This window comes from Bacteroides sp. 3_1_23 (assembly GCF_000162555.1).
GTDB classification, from domain to species: domain Bacteria; phylum Bacteroidota; class Bacteroidia; order Bacteroidales; family Bacteroidaceae; genus Bacteroides; species Bacteroides ovatus.
Map to the genome: position 1 here is coordinate 195,284 of NZ_GG774954.1, position 16,734 is coordinate 212,017.

The 16,734-nt window shown below is 44.8% G+C and carries 9 protein-coding genes; 8 read left to right on the forward strand and 1 reads right to left on the reverse strand.

The genetic code is table 11. The features are described from left to right. Positions 1–73: 73 nt before the first annotated feature. Positions 74–967, reverse strand: a complete 894-nt coding sequence (locus HMPREF9010_RS08090) for an AraC family transcriptional regulator (protein ID WP_004306566.1) — start codon at positions 965–967, stop codon at positions 74–76. 171 nt (positions 968–1,138) lie between these two features. On the opposite strand from HMPREF9010_RS08090, the gene HMPREF9010_RS08085 reads away from it, so the two are divergent. The 8 genes from HMPREF9010_RS08085 to HMPREF9010_RS08050 all read left to right on the forward strand — a co-directional run bounded on the left by HMPREF9010_RS08085 (position 1,139) and on the right by HMPREF9010_RS08050 (position 16,734). After that, entirely contained in the window at positions 1,139–2,521 is a 1,383-nt protein-coding gene (locus tag HMPREF9010_RS08085) for a sugar porter family MFS transporter (protein WP_008650091.1), read from the forward strand. Positions 2,522–2,679: 158 nt separating this feature from the next. Continuing rightward, complete coding sequence (locus HMPREF9010_RS08080; RefSeq protein ID WP_008650092.1) at positions 2,680–5,961, forward strand: DUF5107 domain-containing protein; 3,282 nt, start codon at positions 2,680–2,682, stop codon at positions 5,959–5,961. A gap of 75 nt (positions 5,962–6,036) precedes the next feature. Continuing rightward, positions 6,037–7,653, forward strand: a complete 1,617-nt coding sequence (locus HMPREF9010_RS08075) for an arabinogalactan endo-beta-1,4-galactanase (RefSeq protein WP_008650093.1) — start codon at positions 6,037–6,039, stop codon at positions 7,651–7,653. Positions 7,654–7,665: 12 nt separating this feature from the next. Further along, positions 7,666–9,036, forward strand: a complete 1,371-nt coding sequence (locus HMPREF9010_RS08070; protein WP_008650094.1) for a hypothetical protein — start codon at positions 7,666–7,668, stop codon at positions 9,034–9,036. A gap of 13 nt (positions 9,037–9,049) precedes the next feature. After that, positions 9,050–12,142 (forward strand): SusC/RagA family TonB-linked outer membrane protein, encoded by a 3,093-nt coding sequence (locus HMPREF9010_RS08065; protein ID WP_008650095.1) that lies wholly within the window; start codon positions 9,050–9,052, stop codon positions 12,140–12,142. Positions 12,143–12,154: 12 nt separating this feature from the next. After that, positions 12,155–13,666 (forward strand): RagB/SusD family nutrient uptake outer membrane protein, encoded by a 1,512-nt coding sequence (locus tag HMPREF9010_RS08060; RefSeq protein WP_032852828.1) that lies wholly within the window; start codon positions 12,155–12,157, stop codon positions 13,664–13,666. An 18-nt stretch (positions 13,667–13,684) separates the two neighbouring features. Beyond that, on the forward strand, positions 13,685–14,359 hold the full coding sequence (locus tag HMPREF9010_RS08055; protein WP_008650097.1) for an SGNH/GDSL hydrolase family protein: 675 nt from the start codon (positions 13,685–13,687) through the stop codon (positions 14,357–14,359). A 26-nt stretch (positions 14,360–14,385) separates the two neighbouring features. Next, positions 14,386–16,734 carry a beta-galactosidase gene (locus tag HMPREF9010_RS08050; RefSeq protein WP_008650098.1) on the forward strand — a complete coding sequence of 783 codons (2,349 nt, stop codon included), beginning with the start codon at positions 14,386–14,388 and terminating at the stop codon, positions 16,732–16,734.

Consider the following 16,734-nt stretch of genomic DNA (forward strand, 5'->3'; position numbering starts at 1 on the left):
TAAAAGAGACAATGTTGTAGAAAACATAGTCTCTTTTTATTTATATAGTTGTGTGCTATTTTTTCAATCTTTGTTATCCTTTTTTCGATTTACGATACTCACGTGGAGACATCCCCATGATTTTGCTGAATAACCGGGAGAAATAATAGGTATCTTCTATACCTATTTTATAGCATATCTGATTAATTTTCATATCAGTAGTGTCGAGTAGCTGGCAGGATTGCTGTATCTTTAATAAGTTGAAATAGGTCAAAGGACTATGGCCTGTTTTCTTTTTGAACAACAGGGAGAAGTGGGAAGGAGAATATCCGATCTGATCGGCTATATCTTGTAGGCTAAGATGCTTTTCCATATTCTCTTTCATATAATGAATAGCCAGTTCGCTTACATTTTCATCTTCTGCTGCATCATTATTTGCAGTTGCATTGCGAAATTGTTGTATATATCGCAATGTTCCCAAATAAAAATGAAACATAGAGAATGCATAACGCAGGTTCTCATTACTATAACCATTCTTCAAAGTATTGAATATCTCTTCAAATAAATTGATTCGTGTACTGATGCGTGAATGCGATTCAGGTTGGATATCCATTGGGCGGCTTGCCTCTTGAGCGTAAAAGGGAGCGAGAATACCTTTAAAGTGTATCCAGTAAATAGTCCATGGATACGATTTGTCGGAAGCATAGGCATGGGGAACTCCTGCAGGGAGGATAAAATACTGGTTGGCGGATACGGTATATTCCTGATTGCCGATGCGATACCATCCGGCCCCGTCTATGCAATAGATGAATACATACTGGTTGATAGGCTCTTTCCGTTCCCGGAAGTGATGCTTGGCTTTCGGATAATATCCGATGTCAGTAATGTGTAGCATGGAGGTAAGAGGGTCTTCTTCCATTTTGTCAACGATAATGCGGGGAAGCACTAAAGCTCTTTCTCCGGTAAATCCATCTTTCAACTTTACCATAATCTCATAGTATATGATTCGACTGTTCTGCGCAAATATATAACAATGTATCTTATCTATCAAATAAACTGCAAAAAATAAGATTGTCCATCTTTATCGAATGAAATTCTATTTTTTATGCTCTTGACATGCTCTATCTTTGCAGTATCAATTAATCAATCTTCTAATGGTATGAAAAGTTATAATAAAAAGTTTGTCTATTTTATATGTTTAGTCTCTGCGATGGGCGGACTTCTCTTTGGCTACGACTGGGTGGTGATAGGGGGAGCGAAGCCTTTCTATGAACTCTATTTCGATATTGCCGATGTACCCGCCATGCAGGGACTTGCCATGAGCGTGGCTTTGCTCGGTTGTTTGATTGGCGCTATGGTGGCAGGCATGATGGCAGACCGTTATGGACGTAAGCCTCTCCTGATAATTTCTGCTTTCATATTCTTGTCTTCAGCTTATGCTACCGGAGCGTTTTCCGCATTTAGTTGGTTTTTGGCAGCCCGTTTTTTAGGTGGCATCGGAATCGGAATTGCTTCGGGACTTTCTCCCATGTATATTGCCGAAGTAGCTCCTACGTCAATTAGGGGAAAACTCGTTTCGCTGAATCAATTGACGATTGTACTCGGTATCCTGGGCGCTCAAATCACTAACTGGCTGATTGCAGAACCTATTCCTGCAGACTTTTCTCCTGTGGATATTTGTGCTTCATGGAACGGGCAGATGGGATGGCGATGGATGTTTTGGGCGGCTGCCTTCCCTGCTGCGATATTCTTGTTGTTGGCATGTTTCATCCCCGAAAGTCCCCGCTGGCTGGCGATGAAAGGAAAAGAAGAGAAAGCATGGAATGTGCTTAGTAAAATAGGTGGTGATGATTATGCCGATCAGGAACTTCGCTTGGTGGAAGAAACCGGTTCTTCGAAGTCGGAAGGAGGATTGCGGTTATTGTTTAGCCGTCCGTTCCGCAAGGTACTTGTTTTAGGCATTATTGTGGCTGTATTCCAGCAATGGTGCGGTACGAATGTAATCTTCAATTATGCGCAGGAGATATTCCAGTCTGCAGGGTATTCGTTGGGAGATGTTCTCTTTAATATTGTGGTGACAGGTGTGGCGAATGTAGTTTTTACTTTTGTGGCTATCTATACAGTCGAACGCTTGGGACGTCGCGCTCTGATGCTTTTTGGTGCCGGAGGGCTGGCTGGCATTTATCTCATTCTCGGCACTTGCTATTTCTTCGAGGTAAGCGGATTCTTTATGGTGGTACTTGTTGTGCTGGCTATCGCTTGCTATGCAATGTCCCTGGGGCCTATCACTTGGGTGCTGCTTGCCGAAATCTTCCCGAACCGGGTGCGTGCCGTTGCAATGGCAACCTGTACATTTGCTTTGTGGGTAGGTAGTTTCACGCTGACATACACTTTCCCGTTACTGAATAATTTCTTGGGAAGCAGTGGTACATTCTGGATTTATGCAGTCATTTGTGCTGTCGGCTATTTGCTCTTCTTCCGTGCGTTGCCCGAAACGAAAGGCAAATCACTGGAAGCATTGGAAAAGGATTTAATCAAATAAAAAAACAACAGGTTGGCAAATTAACAAGTAAGTAAATAGGTATTGGATAACATCATCAATCAGGCAGGGAGAATGTAAAATCTCCCTGTCCCTGATCCTCTTTGTCTCTTGATCTCTTTGTCAACGAATACAAAAACAAATTTATAATCAATAATACGATGGTAAAGGCATGGAAAGAAAAGGTGGTTATACCTACTTATGAAGTAGGCAAACCGGAGAAGAATCCAATATTCTTGGAGAAACGCGTATATCAAGGCAGTAGCGGGGTGGTCTATCCTTATCCTGTGATTGAATCGATGTCTGATGAGAAAGTGGATAAGGAATACAATGCTATTTTTATCGAAAACGAATACATTAAGGTCATGATTCTGCCCGAACTGGGCGGACGTGTACAGATGGCTTATGATAAAATTAGAGAACGTCATTTCATTTATTATAATCATGTGATAAAGCCTGCTTTGGTAGGGCTTGCCGGACCGTGGATTTCAGGCGGCATTGAGTTTAACTGGCCTCAACATCACCGCCCCAGCACCTACATGCCTGTAGATACGACTATTGAGGAAAATGCTGACGGAAGTGTCACGGTATGGGTGAATGAAATGGAACGTATGTTTCATCAGAAAGGAATGGCAGGTTTTACGCTTCGTCCGGGACATGCTTTTCTTGAAATCAAGGGAGTACTTTACAACCGTACTGAAGTACCGCAGACCTTCCTGTGGTGGGCAAACCCTGCCGTAGCGGTGAACGACTACTATCAGAGCGTATTCCCGCCCGATATCAATGCCGTTTTCGACCATGGAAAGCGTGCCGTATCCAGTTTCCCCATCGCAACGGGTACTTACTACAAGATGGATTATTCTGCCGGAGTAGATATCTCGAACTATAAGAATATCAAGGTTCCTACTTCCTATATGGCTGTCAACTCCCGCTTTAACTTTGAGGGTGGATATGAGAATGATACTCGTGCCGGCATGCTTCATGTAGCGAACCACCACATTTCTCCGGGCAAGAAACAGTGGACGTGGGGAAACGGCGACTTTGGCCGCGCATGGGACCGCAACCTGACAGACGAAGACGGGCCGTACATTGAACTGATGGCAGGTGTCTATACCGAAAATCAACCGGACTTTACCTGGCTCCAACCTTACGAAGAAAAGAGCTTCGTTCAATATTTCCTGCCTTACCGGGAATTGGGAGTGGTGAAGAATGCCAGCAGAGATTTGCTGATGAATATTGAACCGGAAGGGGAGGACAGCGTTCGCTTCAAGATATTTGCTACTTCGTGCCAAACGGTAAATGTTGTCTTGAAAGGTGAAGACGGGAAAATATATTATAGCAAGGAAGTGACTATCACTCCGGAAGAATTGCTGGATGAAACGGTAAATGTGAATGGTGAGAAGCTCGACAAACTGATTCTTGAAATCACGGCAAACGGAAGGGAATTACTTTATTGGCATGCAGAACCGGAAGAAGTGAAACCTATTCCCGACGCTGCTGAAGCAGCCCTGCTCCCGGAAGAAATAAAGACTACTGAACAGCTTTATCTGACCGGCTTACACTTGGAACAGTACAGACATGCCACATACAATCCCGTAGAATACTACGAAGAAGCATTGCGCCGTGATCCGATTGATGTGCGTAATAACAATGCGCTTGGTCTGTGGTATATCCGTAAAGGCCGTTTCCATAAAGCGGAGCAATACTTGCTTACAGCCGTAAAGACCTTACAGAAACGTAATCCGAATCCATACGACGGAGAACCGATCTATAATCTCGGTCTTGCCTTGAAATACCAGAGACGATACAATGAGGCTTACGACCGTTTCTATAAATCTTGTTGGAATGCCGCCTGGCAGGATGCGGGATACTTTGCCTGCGCGCAGATTTCTACCATGCAAAGTCGTTTGGAAGATGCCTTAGACGAAATAGACCGTTCGCTTATCCGCAACTGGCATAATCATAAAGCCCGCGCTCTGAAAACTGCTATTCTCCGCCGGATGGGCAGAACCGAAGAAGCCCTGCAACTGATTGAAGACTCATTGGCTATTGATAAATTCAACTTTGGTTGTCGTTATGAGAAGTATCTGATAACGAACGTAGTCGACGAATTGTCTGTCATGAAAGAGATGATGCGTGGAGAACCTCACAACTATGATGAAATAGCTCTTGACTATTGTGCCGCAGGTTGTTGGCAGGAAGCTGCTTCCTTATGGAATATAGCCATTGCCGAAGGTATTGTTACACCAATGACTTACTATTATCTGGGCTGGTGTCTGCACCAGGGGGGACTCTCCGGAGTGAAACAGGCGTTTGCCGATGTAGTCAAAGCTTGCCCCGACTACTGTTTTCCCAACCGTTTGGAAGCAATTCTTGCCTTGCAATGTGCCATGGTACAGAATCCGGACGATGCAAGAGCTCCTTACTATTTGGGTAATCTGTATTACGACAAGCGCCAGTACGACCTGGCTATGGAAGCATGGGAAACTTCCGCAAGACTGGACGGTAGCTTTCCGACCGTATGGCGTAACCTGGCTTTGGCATTCTTCAACAAGAAAAATGAGGAAGCGAAAGCCATCGAATGTATGGAACGTGCTTTCCGCCTTGACACAACCGATGCACGTATCTTGATGGAACTCGATCAACTTTACAAGCGTGTCCGTCGTTCGCACAAAGAGCGCCTAGCTTTCCTGCAACAATATCCTGAACTTATTAAGCAGCGTGATGACCTGATACTGGAAGAAATCACCTTGTTGAATCAGACAGGAGAGTACGAAAAGGCGAAAACGGTATTGGATGCACATAACTTCCATCCCTGGGAGGGTGGCGAAGGAAAAGTGCCTGCCCAATATCAACTGGCTCGTGTGGAATTGGCAAAGAAAGCATTAACTGCCGGTGAGAATAAAGAAGCAATATCATTATTGGAAGAATGTCTGGAATATCCGCATCATCTTGGTGAAGGCAAATTGTATGGTGCACAGGAGAATGATTTTTATTACTTCCTGGGTTGTGCTTACGAAGGATTGGGACAACATGACAAGGCTGTGGAATGTTGGGAACAGGCAATCATCGGACCTACCGAACCGGCTGCCGCCATGTACTACAATGATGCGAAACCTGATAAAATATTCTATCAAGGTCTGGCGTTATTGAAACTCGGGCGCATGGATGAGGCTAACGGCCGCTTTCATAAATTGACTTCTTATGGAGAAAAACATTTGTTTGACAAGATTAAAATGGATTATTTTGCAGTGTCGCTACCCGACTTGTTGATTTGGGAGGATGACTTGACGATAAGGAACGTAATTCACTGCAAATATATGATGGCATTAGGATATTGGGGACTGGATCAGAAGGAGAAATCCGTCCGGTTATTAAGTGAGGTAGAAAGATTGGATATTAATCATCAGGGTATTCAGGCTTTCAGAAGCCTGATAGGGTAGGACAACTTAGTGGCGATGTTTAATTTTAAGCATCGTCACAAGCTCCTTTTTATATAAACCTTAAATAGCAATGACATGAGAAATATTAAAAACAGTTTAATCATGAAAATTACAGGCTTTATTGCAATTAGCTTTTCCATTGTGTGCAGTACGGCTGCTTGTTCGGACGACCCGGTAGCAGTCGCTAACCCCGAACCTGCTGTTACAGTGGTGAAAGTGCCTAACGGAAGTTTTGAAGAAGACGCTGCCGAAACAGCTTCTCCTAAAGGCTGGACAGTAAGCGGGGACTATTCTGCCGCAAAAGTAGTGCAAGGGGGATGTGAAGGCAACTATGCTTTACATTATGGAGCAGCTTCGTCATATACGGTATCCACCTGTCAAACTGTCAGCGGTTTGGAAGATGGTATTTATGACCTTGAATTTTATTATAAGAGTACCGGAGGACAAACGTCTTGTTATGTAGCAGCAGGCACCGATACTAAGAAAATGACTTCATTACAAGCATCTCCTTCTACCTGGATTCGCTCCTATGTGCGCGGGATAAAAGTGGAAGGCGGTAAATGTGATATTGAAATCCATAGCGAATCGGCTGAAGCAAACTGGAGCCGCTTTGACGGGCTGCGTTTGAAGAAAACAGAGAAGGAATATAATCTGCTGAAAGGCGGTGATATCTCACAACTGACTTACGTAGAGCAGATGGGTGGCAGATTCTATGAAAACGGAGAAGAAAAGGACTGCATCGAAATCTTGAAGAATAATGGTTTCAATATTGTCCGTCTCCGTCTGTACAATGACCCGGGAAATCCGGACTATTCTCCTTCCAACCGTTTGCCCGCAGGCATTTCAGGCCCGGAAGATGTTTTGCGGCTGGCAAAAAGAGCCAAACAAGCCGGTATGCAGATACAGTTGACTTTCCATTATAGTGATTACTGGACAAATGGAGAAGACCAGAACAAACCGCATGAATGGGAAGGGCTCGACTTTGATGGACTGAAAAAAGCACTCTACGATTTTACCTTTGATTTCATGAATAAGATGAAAGCACAGGGGACGACTCCCGAATTTGTCTCGTTGGGTAATGAAGTACAAGCCGGCATGTTATATCCGGATGGAAGTTGTGACAATTTTGCGCAGCTTTCCGAACTATTCAATACAGGTTATGATGCGGTGAAAGCTGTATCACCGGATTCAAAGGTCATTATTCACTCGGCAGGTGCCGGAGATAAAGACTTGTATAACTGGTATTATGGTGAACTGAAAAAAAGAAATACGAAATATGATATAATCGGTACTTCTTATTATCCTTTCTGGACGAAAAATACGGCAGCACAAATGCGTGAATGGGCGGATTATATCACAGCTAAATTTGATAAGGATATTTTAATTATGGAAACTGGATATAGCTGGGACAAGACTTTGCCTGACGGAACTCAGGGGCAACTGTCGGACAACGGGCCGTATTTGGATTTTTCCCCGCTTGGACAGAAAAACTTCATGCTTGAACAAATAAAAGAAATAAAGCAAGCGAAAGACTGCCGCATACTTGGTTTTCTTTATTGGGATCCTATCTTTATCGAAGTGGAAGGCATGGGATGGGAACTGGGTGCCAAGAATTATGTAAGCAATACCACCTTGTTTGGTTATGAAGGAAATAGATTGGAAGTATTGGATGCATTCAAATATAACAACTAAAAGGAAGATACCATGAAGAATATTTTAAGTAGATTCGGAAAAATCAGTTTGTTGCTGGCACTTATATATTTTGTTGTCGGTTGCGATGATGATAAGGAAGATGTGGCTCCCGGTCTTTATGTAATGAGTGATGAGATAGAGACGTTTCCCGGTGACACCGTTTTGGTATCAGGAACCGCATCTAATTATGTAGGATTGGAAAGCGTCACGTTAAGTTGTGAACAATGGGGGATTCATAAAGTATATGAACTGGGCGGGCAGAAGCCCAAAGTCTTTAATTATGATTATCGGCTCATTGTACCGAAAAACGCTAGTTTTGAAGAATATTTATTGATTACTATCCGTGACGTAGACGGTCGGGAAAGCAAGAAAAATGTGCTGCTGACTTATGTAGCTGATATGGAGAGTCCGATTATGCAAACCCAACTTCCGTCGCGGATAGCAGTAGATTTCGATGCAGCCGCAAATAAAGGAAGTTGGAATCTGAATGTGAAGTTCACCGATGACCGCGAGTTGAAAGATATTCGTCTTCAAATCCCCAGTATGCAAATAGATGAGACGGTAAAAGTAACCGGGCGTAATGGAGAATTGAGACGTACTGTTGATTTTACTACGGGAGAATTTCCTGTCACTTTGACTATAACGGATGCCGGAGGCAATGAAACTGTTGTCACTACTACGGTTGTTGTTATGCTAGCAGAGGAGGAAGATCCATTCGAAGATTACCCTGTAATGTGGGTGGTTAATGCTTCCGAGAAAGCTGACGACTACCTCGACGGCTACTATGCACCGATGACCCGCAAGGGAGAGTACCAATATGAAGGAAAAATTTATGCAGACAAGGCGAACTTCCAAATCTACTTTACGGCGGAGAAGACGATGGACGGTGACCTTTTCGGTGTAAGTCCTTACGTTAATTCAAAACTGATGAATAACAATGGTTATGTGGTGCCTGTTACGGTTGCTGAGTCAGGCTATTATGGTGTTTGGATTGATTTACAGGCACATACTTATAGCATGTGGAAACTGGAACCTTCAGCGACAACCTATACAGGATCGCTCACCGTGTCCGGCTGTGGCTTCAGTGATTTTGCCGATTGGGGTACGCCTGCTACAGAGATGGCGCGCAATGGATATCGTTATACTTCTACCTTGCACCAAATCGGCAGTTATTCAAGTACGCGCCAATACTATGCAGCCCGTGTGTCCGACTGGGGATATGTTCTCCGCTATTGGGGCGATGCGACCGGATGCGGCTGGTGGGAAGATACTACAAGTGCAGGTGGCAGTGTGGCAAGCTATGCGAGCGACTATGACGGTGCAGTGCAAATCACCTTCGATACAGCTATTCTTTGGGCTACAATCAAGAAAGTAACAGAATAAAAAGAGAACAACTATGAAAACAATATATTCAATATGTGTGAGGACAGGATTCTTTTTTACCTTCCTGTTGTTGGCTACTTCACTGATGGCACAGAACATTCAAGTGAAAGGATTGGTGAAAGATCCGGCCGGTGAAGCTATCATTGGTGCGAGTGTAGTCGTGAAAGGTACTACCAACGGCTCCATTACCGATTTGGACGGTAAGTTCAGCCTGTCTGACGTACCCTCGGGAGCAACGATTACCGTTTCGTATATTGGTTACATTTCTCAAGAGAAGAAAGCGTCTGCTGCACCGATGGAGTTTATACTGAAAGAAGACACTAAAACATTGGATGAGGTTGTAGTAGTCGGCTATGGTACGACTAAAAAGAGCAGTATCTCCGGTGCGGTGGCTTCCGTAAAAGCCGATGAATTGCCGACGGCTGCATCAGCTTCGGTAGGTTCCATGTTGCGTGGACGTTCATCAGGAATGAATATCACACAAAACAGTGCCAATCCGGGCGGTTCGATGAATATCTCCATTCGTGGTGGGCTTTCGGGACAGAGTCCGTTAATTGTCATTGACGGTGTGCCGCAGTTGTCAACAAAAACAGTGACAGCAGGAACGGCATATAGTGGCGGTGAAAAAGACAATGCCCTGATTAATCTCAATCCCAATGACATTGAGACGATTGATATTCTGAAGGACGCATCGGCGGCGGCTATTTACGGTTCGGATGCTTCGGGCGGGGTGATTCTGATTACCACCAAACGAGGAAAAACAGGTAAGCCCGATATCTCTTATTCCGGTTCGGTTGCTTTCCAGTATATCAAGGATGCACCGGATTTCCTGAAGGCACGTGATTTTATGATTGAACAGAATAAAGTGTTTGATGAACTGGGACGTGGGGATGAAAAGAAGTATACCGATAGGCAAATTGCTGATTTCGTAGGTGACGGAACAAACTGGATGGATGAAGTAACCCGTGTAGGTATCGTAAATGAACATAATCTTTCGGTTTCTTCCGGTACGGACGCCACGAAATACTTGTTCTCATTGAGTTATTATGACCATCAGGGAATTGCCAAAAATAACTCGATGAATCGTATTACCGGACGTTTGAATGTTGACCAGACCATCAACCGTATGTTGAAAGCCGGTATCAATTCCACTTTTTCACAGATTAAGTATCACGATGTACCGTTGGGTGATGGACGGCAGGATAATTCAGCGTTGATATATTCGGCTATGACATTTATTCCTACCGTACCGGTGCGTGATGAAGAAGGTAAATACTCCGTAAATCCGATTCGTGACATCTATCCGAATCCCGTTTCGTTATTGGATATTACCGACCAGACAGTGAGCCGCGATCTTTTTGTCAGTGGTTATCTGGAGTTCCGGCCTATCAAGGATTTGTTGCTGAAGGCTACTGTCGGTTTCGATATGAAAGATGTGCAGGCCGACCAATACATTCCCACCACGACCAAAAAGGGATATAGTGTGGACGGTCAGGCTTCCAAGCAAAATGCGAAATCGCAAATGAACCTGTTCAATGTGATTGCCAATTACGCGAAAGTATTCAATGAAATACATGATGTGAACCTGATGGCTGGTTTTGAATACAAGAAGTCGTCTTGGGAAGGGATGGGTATCGTCGCTTCACAATTCCCATACGACGGCTCTTTGATGAACAATATCGGGACAAGTGAGCAGGAAAAACCGACTATCAGCTCGTATAAGGGAGCCAGTGAGATGGCTTCATTCCTTGCACGTCTGAATTATTCGCTGGCATCCAAATATATCCTGACTGTCAATCTCCGCGTAGATGGTTCGTCCAACTTCTCGAAGGAGCATCAATGGGGCGCTTTCCCAGGAATATCGGCAGCCTGGCGTATGAATGAAGAAAACTGGCTGAAGGATATCGGTTGGTTGAGCAACCTGAAACTCCGTGCAGGTGTGGGACAAACCGGTAATGCGGGCAATCTCACCGGTATCAATACCTATTATAAAGTTTCGCAAGGCGCATTTGCCCCTAACGGAAGCCTGGTAAACGGTATGGCTATCTCCAAACTGGGCAATGATAAATTGAAATGGGAGACACTGACCGACTATAACTTCGGTATTGATTTCGGTTTCTTCAACAACCGTCTGTCCGGTTCTGTCGACCTCTACCAACGTCTGCGTAAGGATGTCATTCTGGAGAAAAATTTGATGTCCTATCAGGAAGTGAAGAAGATAGATTACAATTCGGCGACCGTTTATCGTGCCCGTGGTATAGATATCGGTATCCACAGTGTAAATTTCGACAATAAGAACTTTGGCTGGACTACCGACATCAATTTCTCCTATTACCGCAATCACACAACGAAACGCGACCCGGACTTCATTCCTGCTGTCTATCAGGACTATGTGGAAAGGTGGGACAACATCTACGGATACAGGACGAATGGCCTGATTCAGATGGATCGGACTTACAACCATCTCCAGAAATCTGGTGCCGGAGCTATTCTATATCAGGATTTGAATGGTTATCAACTGGATGAGAAGGGCGAAAAGATGCGGGATAGTGAAGGGCGTTATATCCGGACAACGGGAGAGGATGGTGTGCTCGATGAAGCCGACATGGTGGTACTGGCAAACAGTACCCCGATTCCTTTCAGTATCAACAATACTTTCCGTTGGAAGAACTGGGACGCCAACATTTACCTCTATGGTTCGCTGAACGGATGGAAAGTGAACGACATCAAGTTGCAGTCCATTTATGGCATCGAAGACATTACGTATGGTGTCAATGTCCTGGATGAAGTGAAGAACCGCTGGTCGCCTGCCAATCCTATGGGTACATTGCCGGGTGTAGCGGAGGCTTCTTCGGGCGTTGACCCCAAGAAGAGTGACTTTTTCCTCGAAAAGGCTTGGTATCTGCGTTTGGATAATTTGTCAATCGGTTATACTTTCCCTGCCCAATGGTTCAAGAATAAGATTCGTTCAGTCAGGCTGTATGCCGCAGGACGTAATCTGGCCGTATTTACTCCTTATAAGGGAATGGACCCTGAAACCGGAAACGGTATCGGAGCTTATCCGAATCAGTCTTCATTTGCTATTGGTCTGGATGTGAAATTCTAATATATACTGGGTATGAAAACAATGAAATATATAGCAACAGCCTTGATGCTGTTATCAATGACTTCCTGTGAACTGGAACGTTTGGACTATACCGAAATCTCTCCGGAAAACTTCTTTAAGACGGAGACTGACTTGAAACTGGCGGTAAATTCGCTCTACTATGATTTTAACCCCGGTGATTTCAAAGCTGTTTATTCAGCGGATTATATGGGATATCAAGTAATAGGTGATATGACGACTGATGTGCTTTGGTGTTGCTGGGCGTGGGAGTCAGATGAACTTTATTTCCAACAGTGGTATGCTACTGTGGGAGGCAGTATTCAGAATCATGCTTACTCAAATTTCGAGCGTTATAATTTTCTTTCGAAAGCACGTAATACCATTCGTCGTATTGAAAACTCTCCGGTGAGTGAAGATGCAAAAGCGCTTTACTCGGGTGAGGCGAAGGCTTTGCGCGGATGGATGGGGCTTTACCTTTATGATATGTTCGGCCCTGTGCCAGTGGCTTCGGATGAGGTGTTGGACGACCCGCAGACTTTTGTTTATCTTCCCCGACTGACGGAAGAAGAATATGACGCAATGATGGAAGCGGACTTGCGGGATGCAATCCGTGATTTGCCCGAAGTGGCGGAGGCGCGCGGACGTATGACGAAAGGGGCGGCACGTATGATTCTGTTGAAATATTACATGATAAAAGGCTACTTCGATAAAGCGGAAACTTTAGCCCGCGAATTGTTGGAGATGGAAGGACGTGTGTATAGCCTGCAACCTGATTATAACTATATCTTCTCCAAAGAGGGAATAGGCAACAATGAGGTGATTCTGCAACTGGCTTGCAACAATACCGCCAGTTGGTACTCCAACTACATGACTGCCGAAGTGCTTCCCGCCGATTATCCTTGGGCTGAAAAGGCAACCGGTTGGGGTGGCTATGTAATGCCTTGGGATTTTTATGGTACATTTGAAGAAGGCGATTTGCGTCTGAAGAACGTAGTGACTGCTTATACGAATAAAAATGGAGAAAAGATAGACCGCTCGAACAGCGCTCAGTTGGCAAAAGGTGCGTTGCCCTTGAAATACGGCATGGATCCGGATATGAAAGACGGGCAAAGCGGCATTGACGTGGTTATCTATCGCTACGCTGATGTGCTGTTGACACTTGCCGAGTGTATCAACCGTAATGAGGGCAGTCCTACGACGGAAGCCGTCGGTTTGGTAAACCGTGTACGCAAGCGTGCCGGACTGTCGGAACTGGATGACGCTCAAACAGCTTCGGGTGAAGCCTTCAATGAAGCCATCCTTTTGGAACGCGGTCATGAGTTCTATCTCGAAGGACTTCGCCGTCAGGATTTGATTCGCTTTGGAAAGTACGTGGAATATGCCAACAATCGCATTGATGCCATTAATAAATCCGAAGGACGCGGCTACTTCAATGTACACGAGGGACACAACCGTTTCTGGATTCCGCAGAGTTTCATTGATGAGTCCAAAGGGGCTATCAAGCAAAATAATTATGATAGATAATAATAAGTAGTTCAAAACATGAAATATATATTCTTGTATATCCTTGCTTGCCTGTTTACGGTAAATGCAGTAGCGCAAAAAGTCAGACCGACTGTTGCGGTCTTGGGCGATTCTTATTCTACCTTTGAGAAGTATATACCGGACACCAATAAAACGTATTACACAACTACCGATTGGTCTAAGACAGGGGTAGTGAATGTGAAACAGATGTGGTGGTGGCAGGTCATCAAGAAAGCCGGCTTCAAGTTGGGAGCAAACGACTCCTATAGCGGGGCTACCGTATCCTATTCGGGATATAATGATGAAGACTATGCCGACCGTTCATTTATTACGAGGGTTCCCCGTTTGGGGAATCCTGATATCATCCTCATCTTCGGTGGAATAAATGACAATTGGGCAGACACTCCTATCGGTGAATACAAATATGGAGATTTCAAGCGGGCTGATCTCTACACCTATCGTCCTGCATTGGCTAAATTGATAGAGTTGGCTCAAGAGCATTATCCCAATGTGACGCTTTACTTTATCATCAGTGATGACCTGAAAACGGAGATTGTAGAGTCAACCAAGGTTGTTTGTGAACATTACGGAATAAAGTACGTACAACTGCAAGGAATCGAGAAAGAAAGCGGGCATCCTACTGTGAAAGGGATGGAAACAATTGCCAATCAAGTACTGCCCCTGATTAAATAGGAATTACATCATTAAAAACACATATTATGAAGAAGAAAATTTATGCAGCTTTAGCGTTTGCCCTATATGCAACCACTTTTCATGCACAGCAAGTATATGAGCTTTCCGCTCCGGCGAAAGAGAAGACTATATATACGGGGCACCTTAAGATGGGGGGCAGTAACCCGTCGGGTGGAAATATTTCCGTAAACAGCTATTATATGTCTATCGACGGAAAGCCTGTGATACCTGTTATGGGAGAGTTCCACTTTACCCGTTATCCCCGTGCACAGTGGGAACAGGAGATTGTAAAGATGAAAGCCGGTGGAGTGAATGTATTGCCAACCTATATTTTCTGGGGATTACATGAGGAAGAGGAAGGCAAGTTCTGCTGGAGTGGCAATAAAGACCTACGCCATTTCATAGAACTTTGCAAGAAGCATGACATGCCGGTCATCGTACGTATCGGCCCTTTCTGTCACGGTGAAATACGTAACGGCTCCATACCCGACTGGCTTTTCGCCCGTCCGGTGGATGTACGCAGCAATCAGCCTCTATACCTCTCTTACGTAAAAAGACTTTATGGCGAGATAGGCCGGCAACTGCAAGGATTGTATTATAAGGATGGCGGTCCGATCATCGGTTGCCAGTTGGAAAATGAGATGCAGCATTCCGCATCTCCTTGGGGAGTGAATTATCCCGGCGAACCGCTGGACTTTACTGTAGCAAGTTATGACATTGACTATGCAATGATTGGCGTAAGTGTGATGGATAAGAAAGTCACTACCGCCGAACTTGGAGAGGAACACATGCGTACTCTTAAAAAAATGGCACAGGAAGAAGGTATTATCACTCCGTTCTATACAGCTACCGGCTGGGGAAATGCGGCTGTTATCGACAATGAAGCAATTCCCGTGACATCCGCCTACACCTATCCTTTCTGGGAAGAACCGAGAATGTCGCCTTTCTGTATGTTTAAAGATATACACCGTGTGCCTGATTATGCTCCGGTGCGCTACGACGCGGAACGATTCCCTTCGTTCTGTGCGGAAATGGGGGCAGGAATACAGATGATTTACCGACGCAGGCCTATCGTTACGGCACGTGCGGCACAGGCATTGATGATTCGTACGCTCGGTAGCGGAAGCAACGGTATTGGTTATTATATGTATCACGGAGGAAGTACTCCGCTACGTCAGGATAATATAGGGAGCTATCAGGACGAACCGATGGGGATGCCCAAAATCTCCTATGATTTCCAGGCTCCTCTTGGTGAATTCGGATTGGAACATCCGTCTTATCGTTACCTGCGCACCATCCATTCGTTTCTTGCTGATTTCGGCAGTAATCTTGCTCCCATGGAAACCGTATTACCGGAAGGTTGGGATAAGATGACTCCTGACAATCGGGACGATTTGCGTTACGCTGCCCGGATGAAAGACGACAGCGGATTTATTTTCATGATAAACTTTCAGGATCATGACACATTGCGGCATGATATGGACGGTCTGCAATTGCAACTGAATCTTCGGAATGAAACACTGCGCATACCTGAACAGGGAACTTTTACATTGCCGAAAGATGAAAGCGTGATTCTGCCATTCAACTTGATGCTCGGAAGTGCCAGACTCCGTTATGCTACAGCGCAACCTCTGATGAAAATCAATGATAACGGTATCGACCATTATATTTTCTTCGCCCCGGAAGGTATGAAACTGGAGTATTGTTTTGATGCCCGCACCGTCAAAGGTAAGGCTAAATACACCGTTACAAGCGGTTTGAAAAGCACTATCACCGTCACACCCCGCAACGGTAAGAAAATAAAGATTACGACACTGAATCATGAACAGGCACTCAATGCCATCAAGGTGGACGGGCAACTATTGATAACGACAGCTACCGTATTACCGACGGCAGAAGGTATCACCCTGCAACAACTTGGAAATAACGCCTTTGATTATATCTTGTATCCTTCGGCAAAAGGATGGCAATCACAAACAGTGCAGGTTCAGCCTGTCAGGCCCGAATGTCGTGTAGAGAAGATAACCACCCGTCGTATTACCGTAGCTTTCAGTGATACCGTTCATACCCCGCAAGTGAATGAATACTTCATGAAGATAGATTACACGGGTGATGTGGCAATGGCCTTCCTCGGTGGAAAAATGGTACAGGATGAATTCTGGCATGCCCAACCATGGATGATTGGTCTTAACCGCCATAAAGAGATGATGAACAAAGAAGCTATGTCGTTCTACTTCCGTCCTTTACGTTCGGATGCTACCTGTCTGCAAGATTTGCCCCAGTCTGCCATTCCTGATTTTAAAGGAAATAACCAGGTGCTTGAGATTAAGAACGTGGAAATTATCCCCCAATATCAATTGAGGATAAATAACTAG

What these genes read in the sequence shown, in the direction of transcription:
- HMPREF9010_RS08085 (WP_008650091.1), top strand. Translation starts at nt 1,139, where the DNA reads ATGAAAAGTTATAATAAAAAGTTTGTCTATTTTATATGTTTAGTCTCT.
- HMPREF9010_RS08075 (WP_008650093.1), top strand. Translation starts at nt 6,037, where the DNA reads ATGAGAAATATTAAAAACAGTTTAATCATGAAAATTACAGGCTTTATT.
- HMPREF9010_RS08065 (WP_008650095.1), top strand. Translation starts at nt 9,050, where the DNA reads ATGAAAACAATATATTCAATATGTGTGAGGACAGGATTCTTTTTTACC.
- HMPREF9010_RS08090 (WP_004306566.1), bottom strand. Translation starts at nt 967, where the DNA reads ATGGTAAAGTTGAAAGATGGATTTACCGGAGAAAGAGCTTTAGTGCTT.
- HMPREF9010_RS08055 (WP_008650097.1), top strand. Translation starts at nt 13,685, where the DNA reads ATGAAATATATATTCTTGTATATCCTTGCTTGCCTGTTTACGGTAAAT.
- HMPREF9010_RS08080 (WP_008650092.1), top strand. Translation starts at nt 2,680, where the DNA reads ATGGTAAAGGCATGGAAAGAAAAGGTGGTTATACCTACTTATGAAGTA.
- HMPREF9010_RS08050 (WP_008650098.1), top strand. Translation starts at nt 14,386, where the DNA reads ATGAAGAAGAAAATTTATGCAGCTTTAGCGTTTGCCCTATATGCAACC.
- HMPREF9010_RS08070 (WP_008650094.1), top strand. Translation starts at nt 7,666, where the DNA reads ATGAAGAATATTTTAAGTAGATTCGGAAAAATCAGTTTGTTGCTGGCA.
- HMPREF9010_RS08060 (WP_032852828.1), top strand. Translation starts at nt 12,155, where the DNA reads ATGAAAACAATGAAATATATAGCAACAGCCTTGATGCTGTTATCAATG.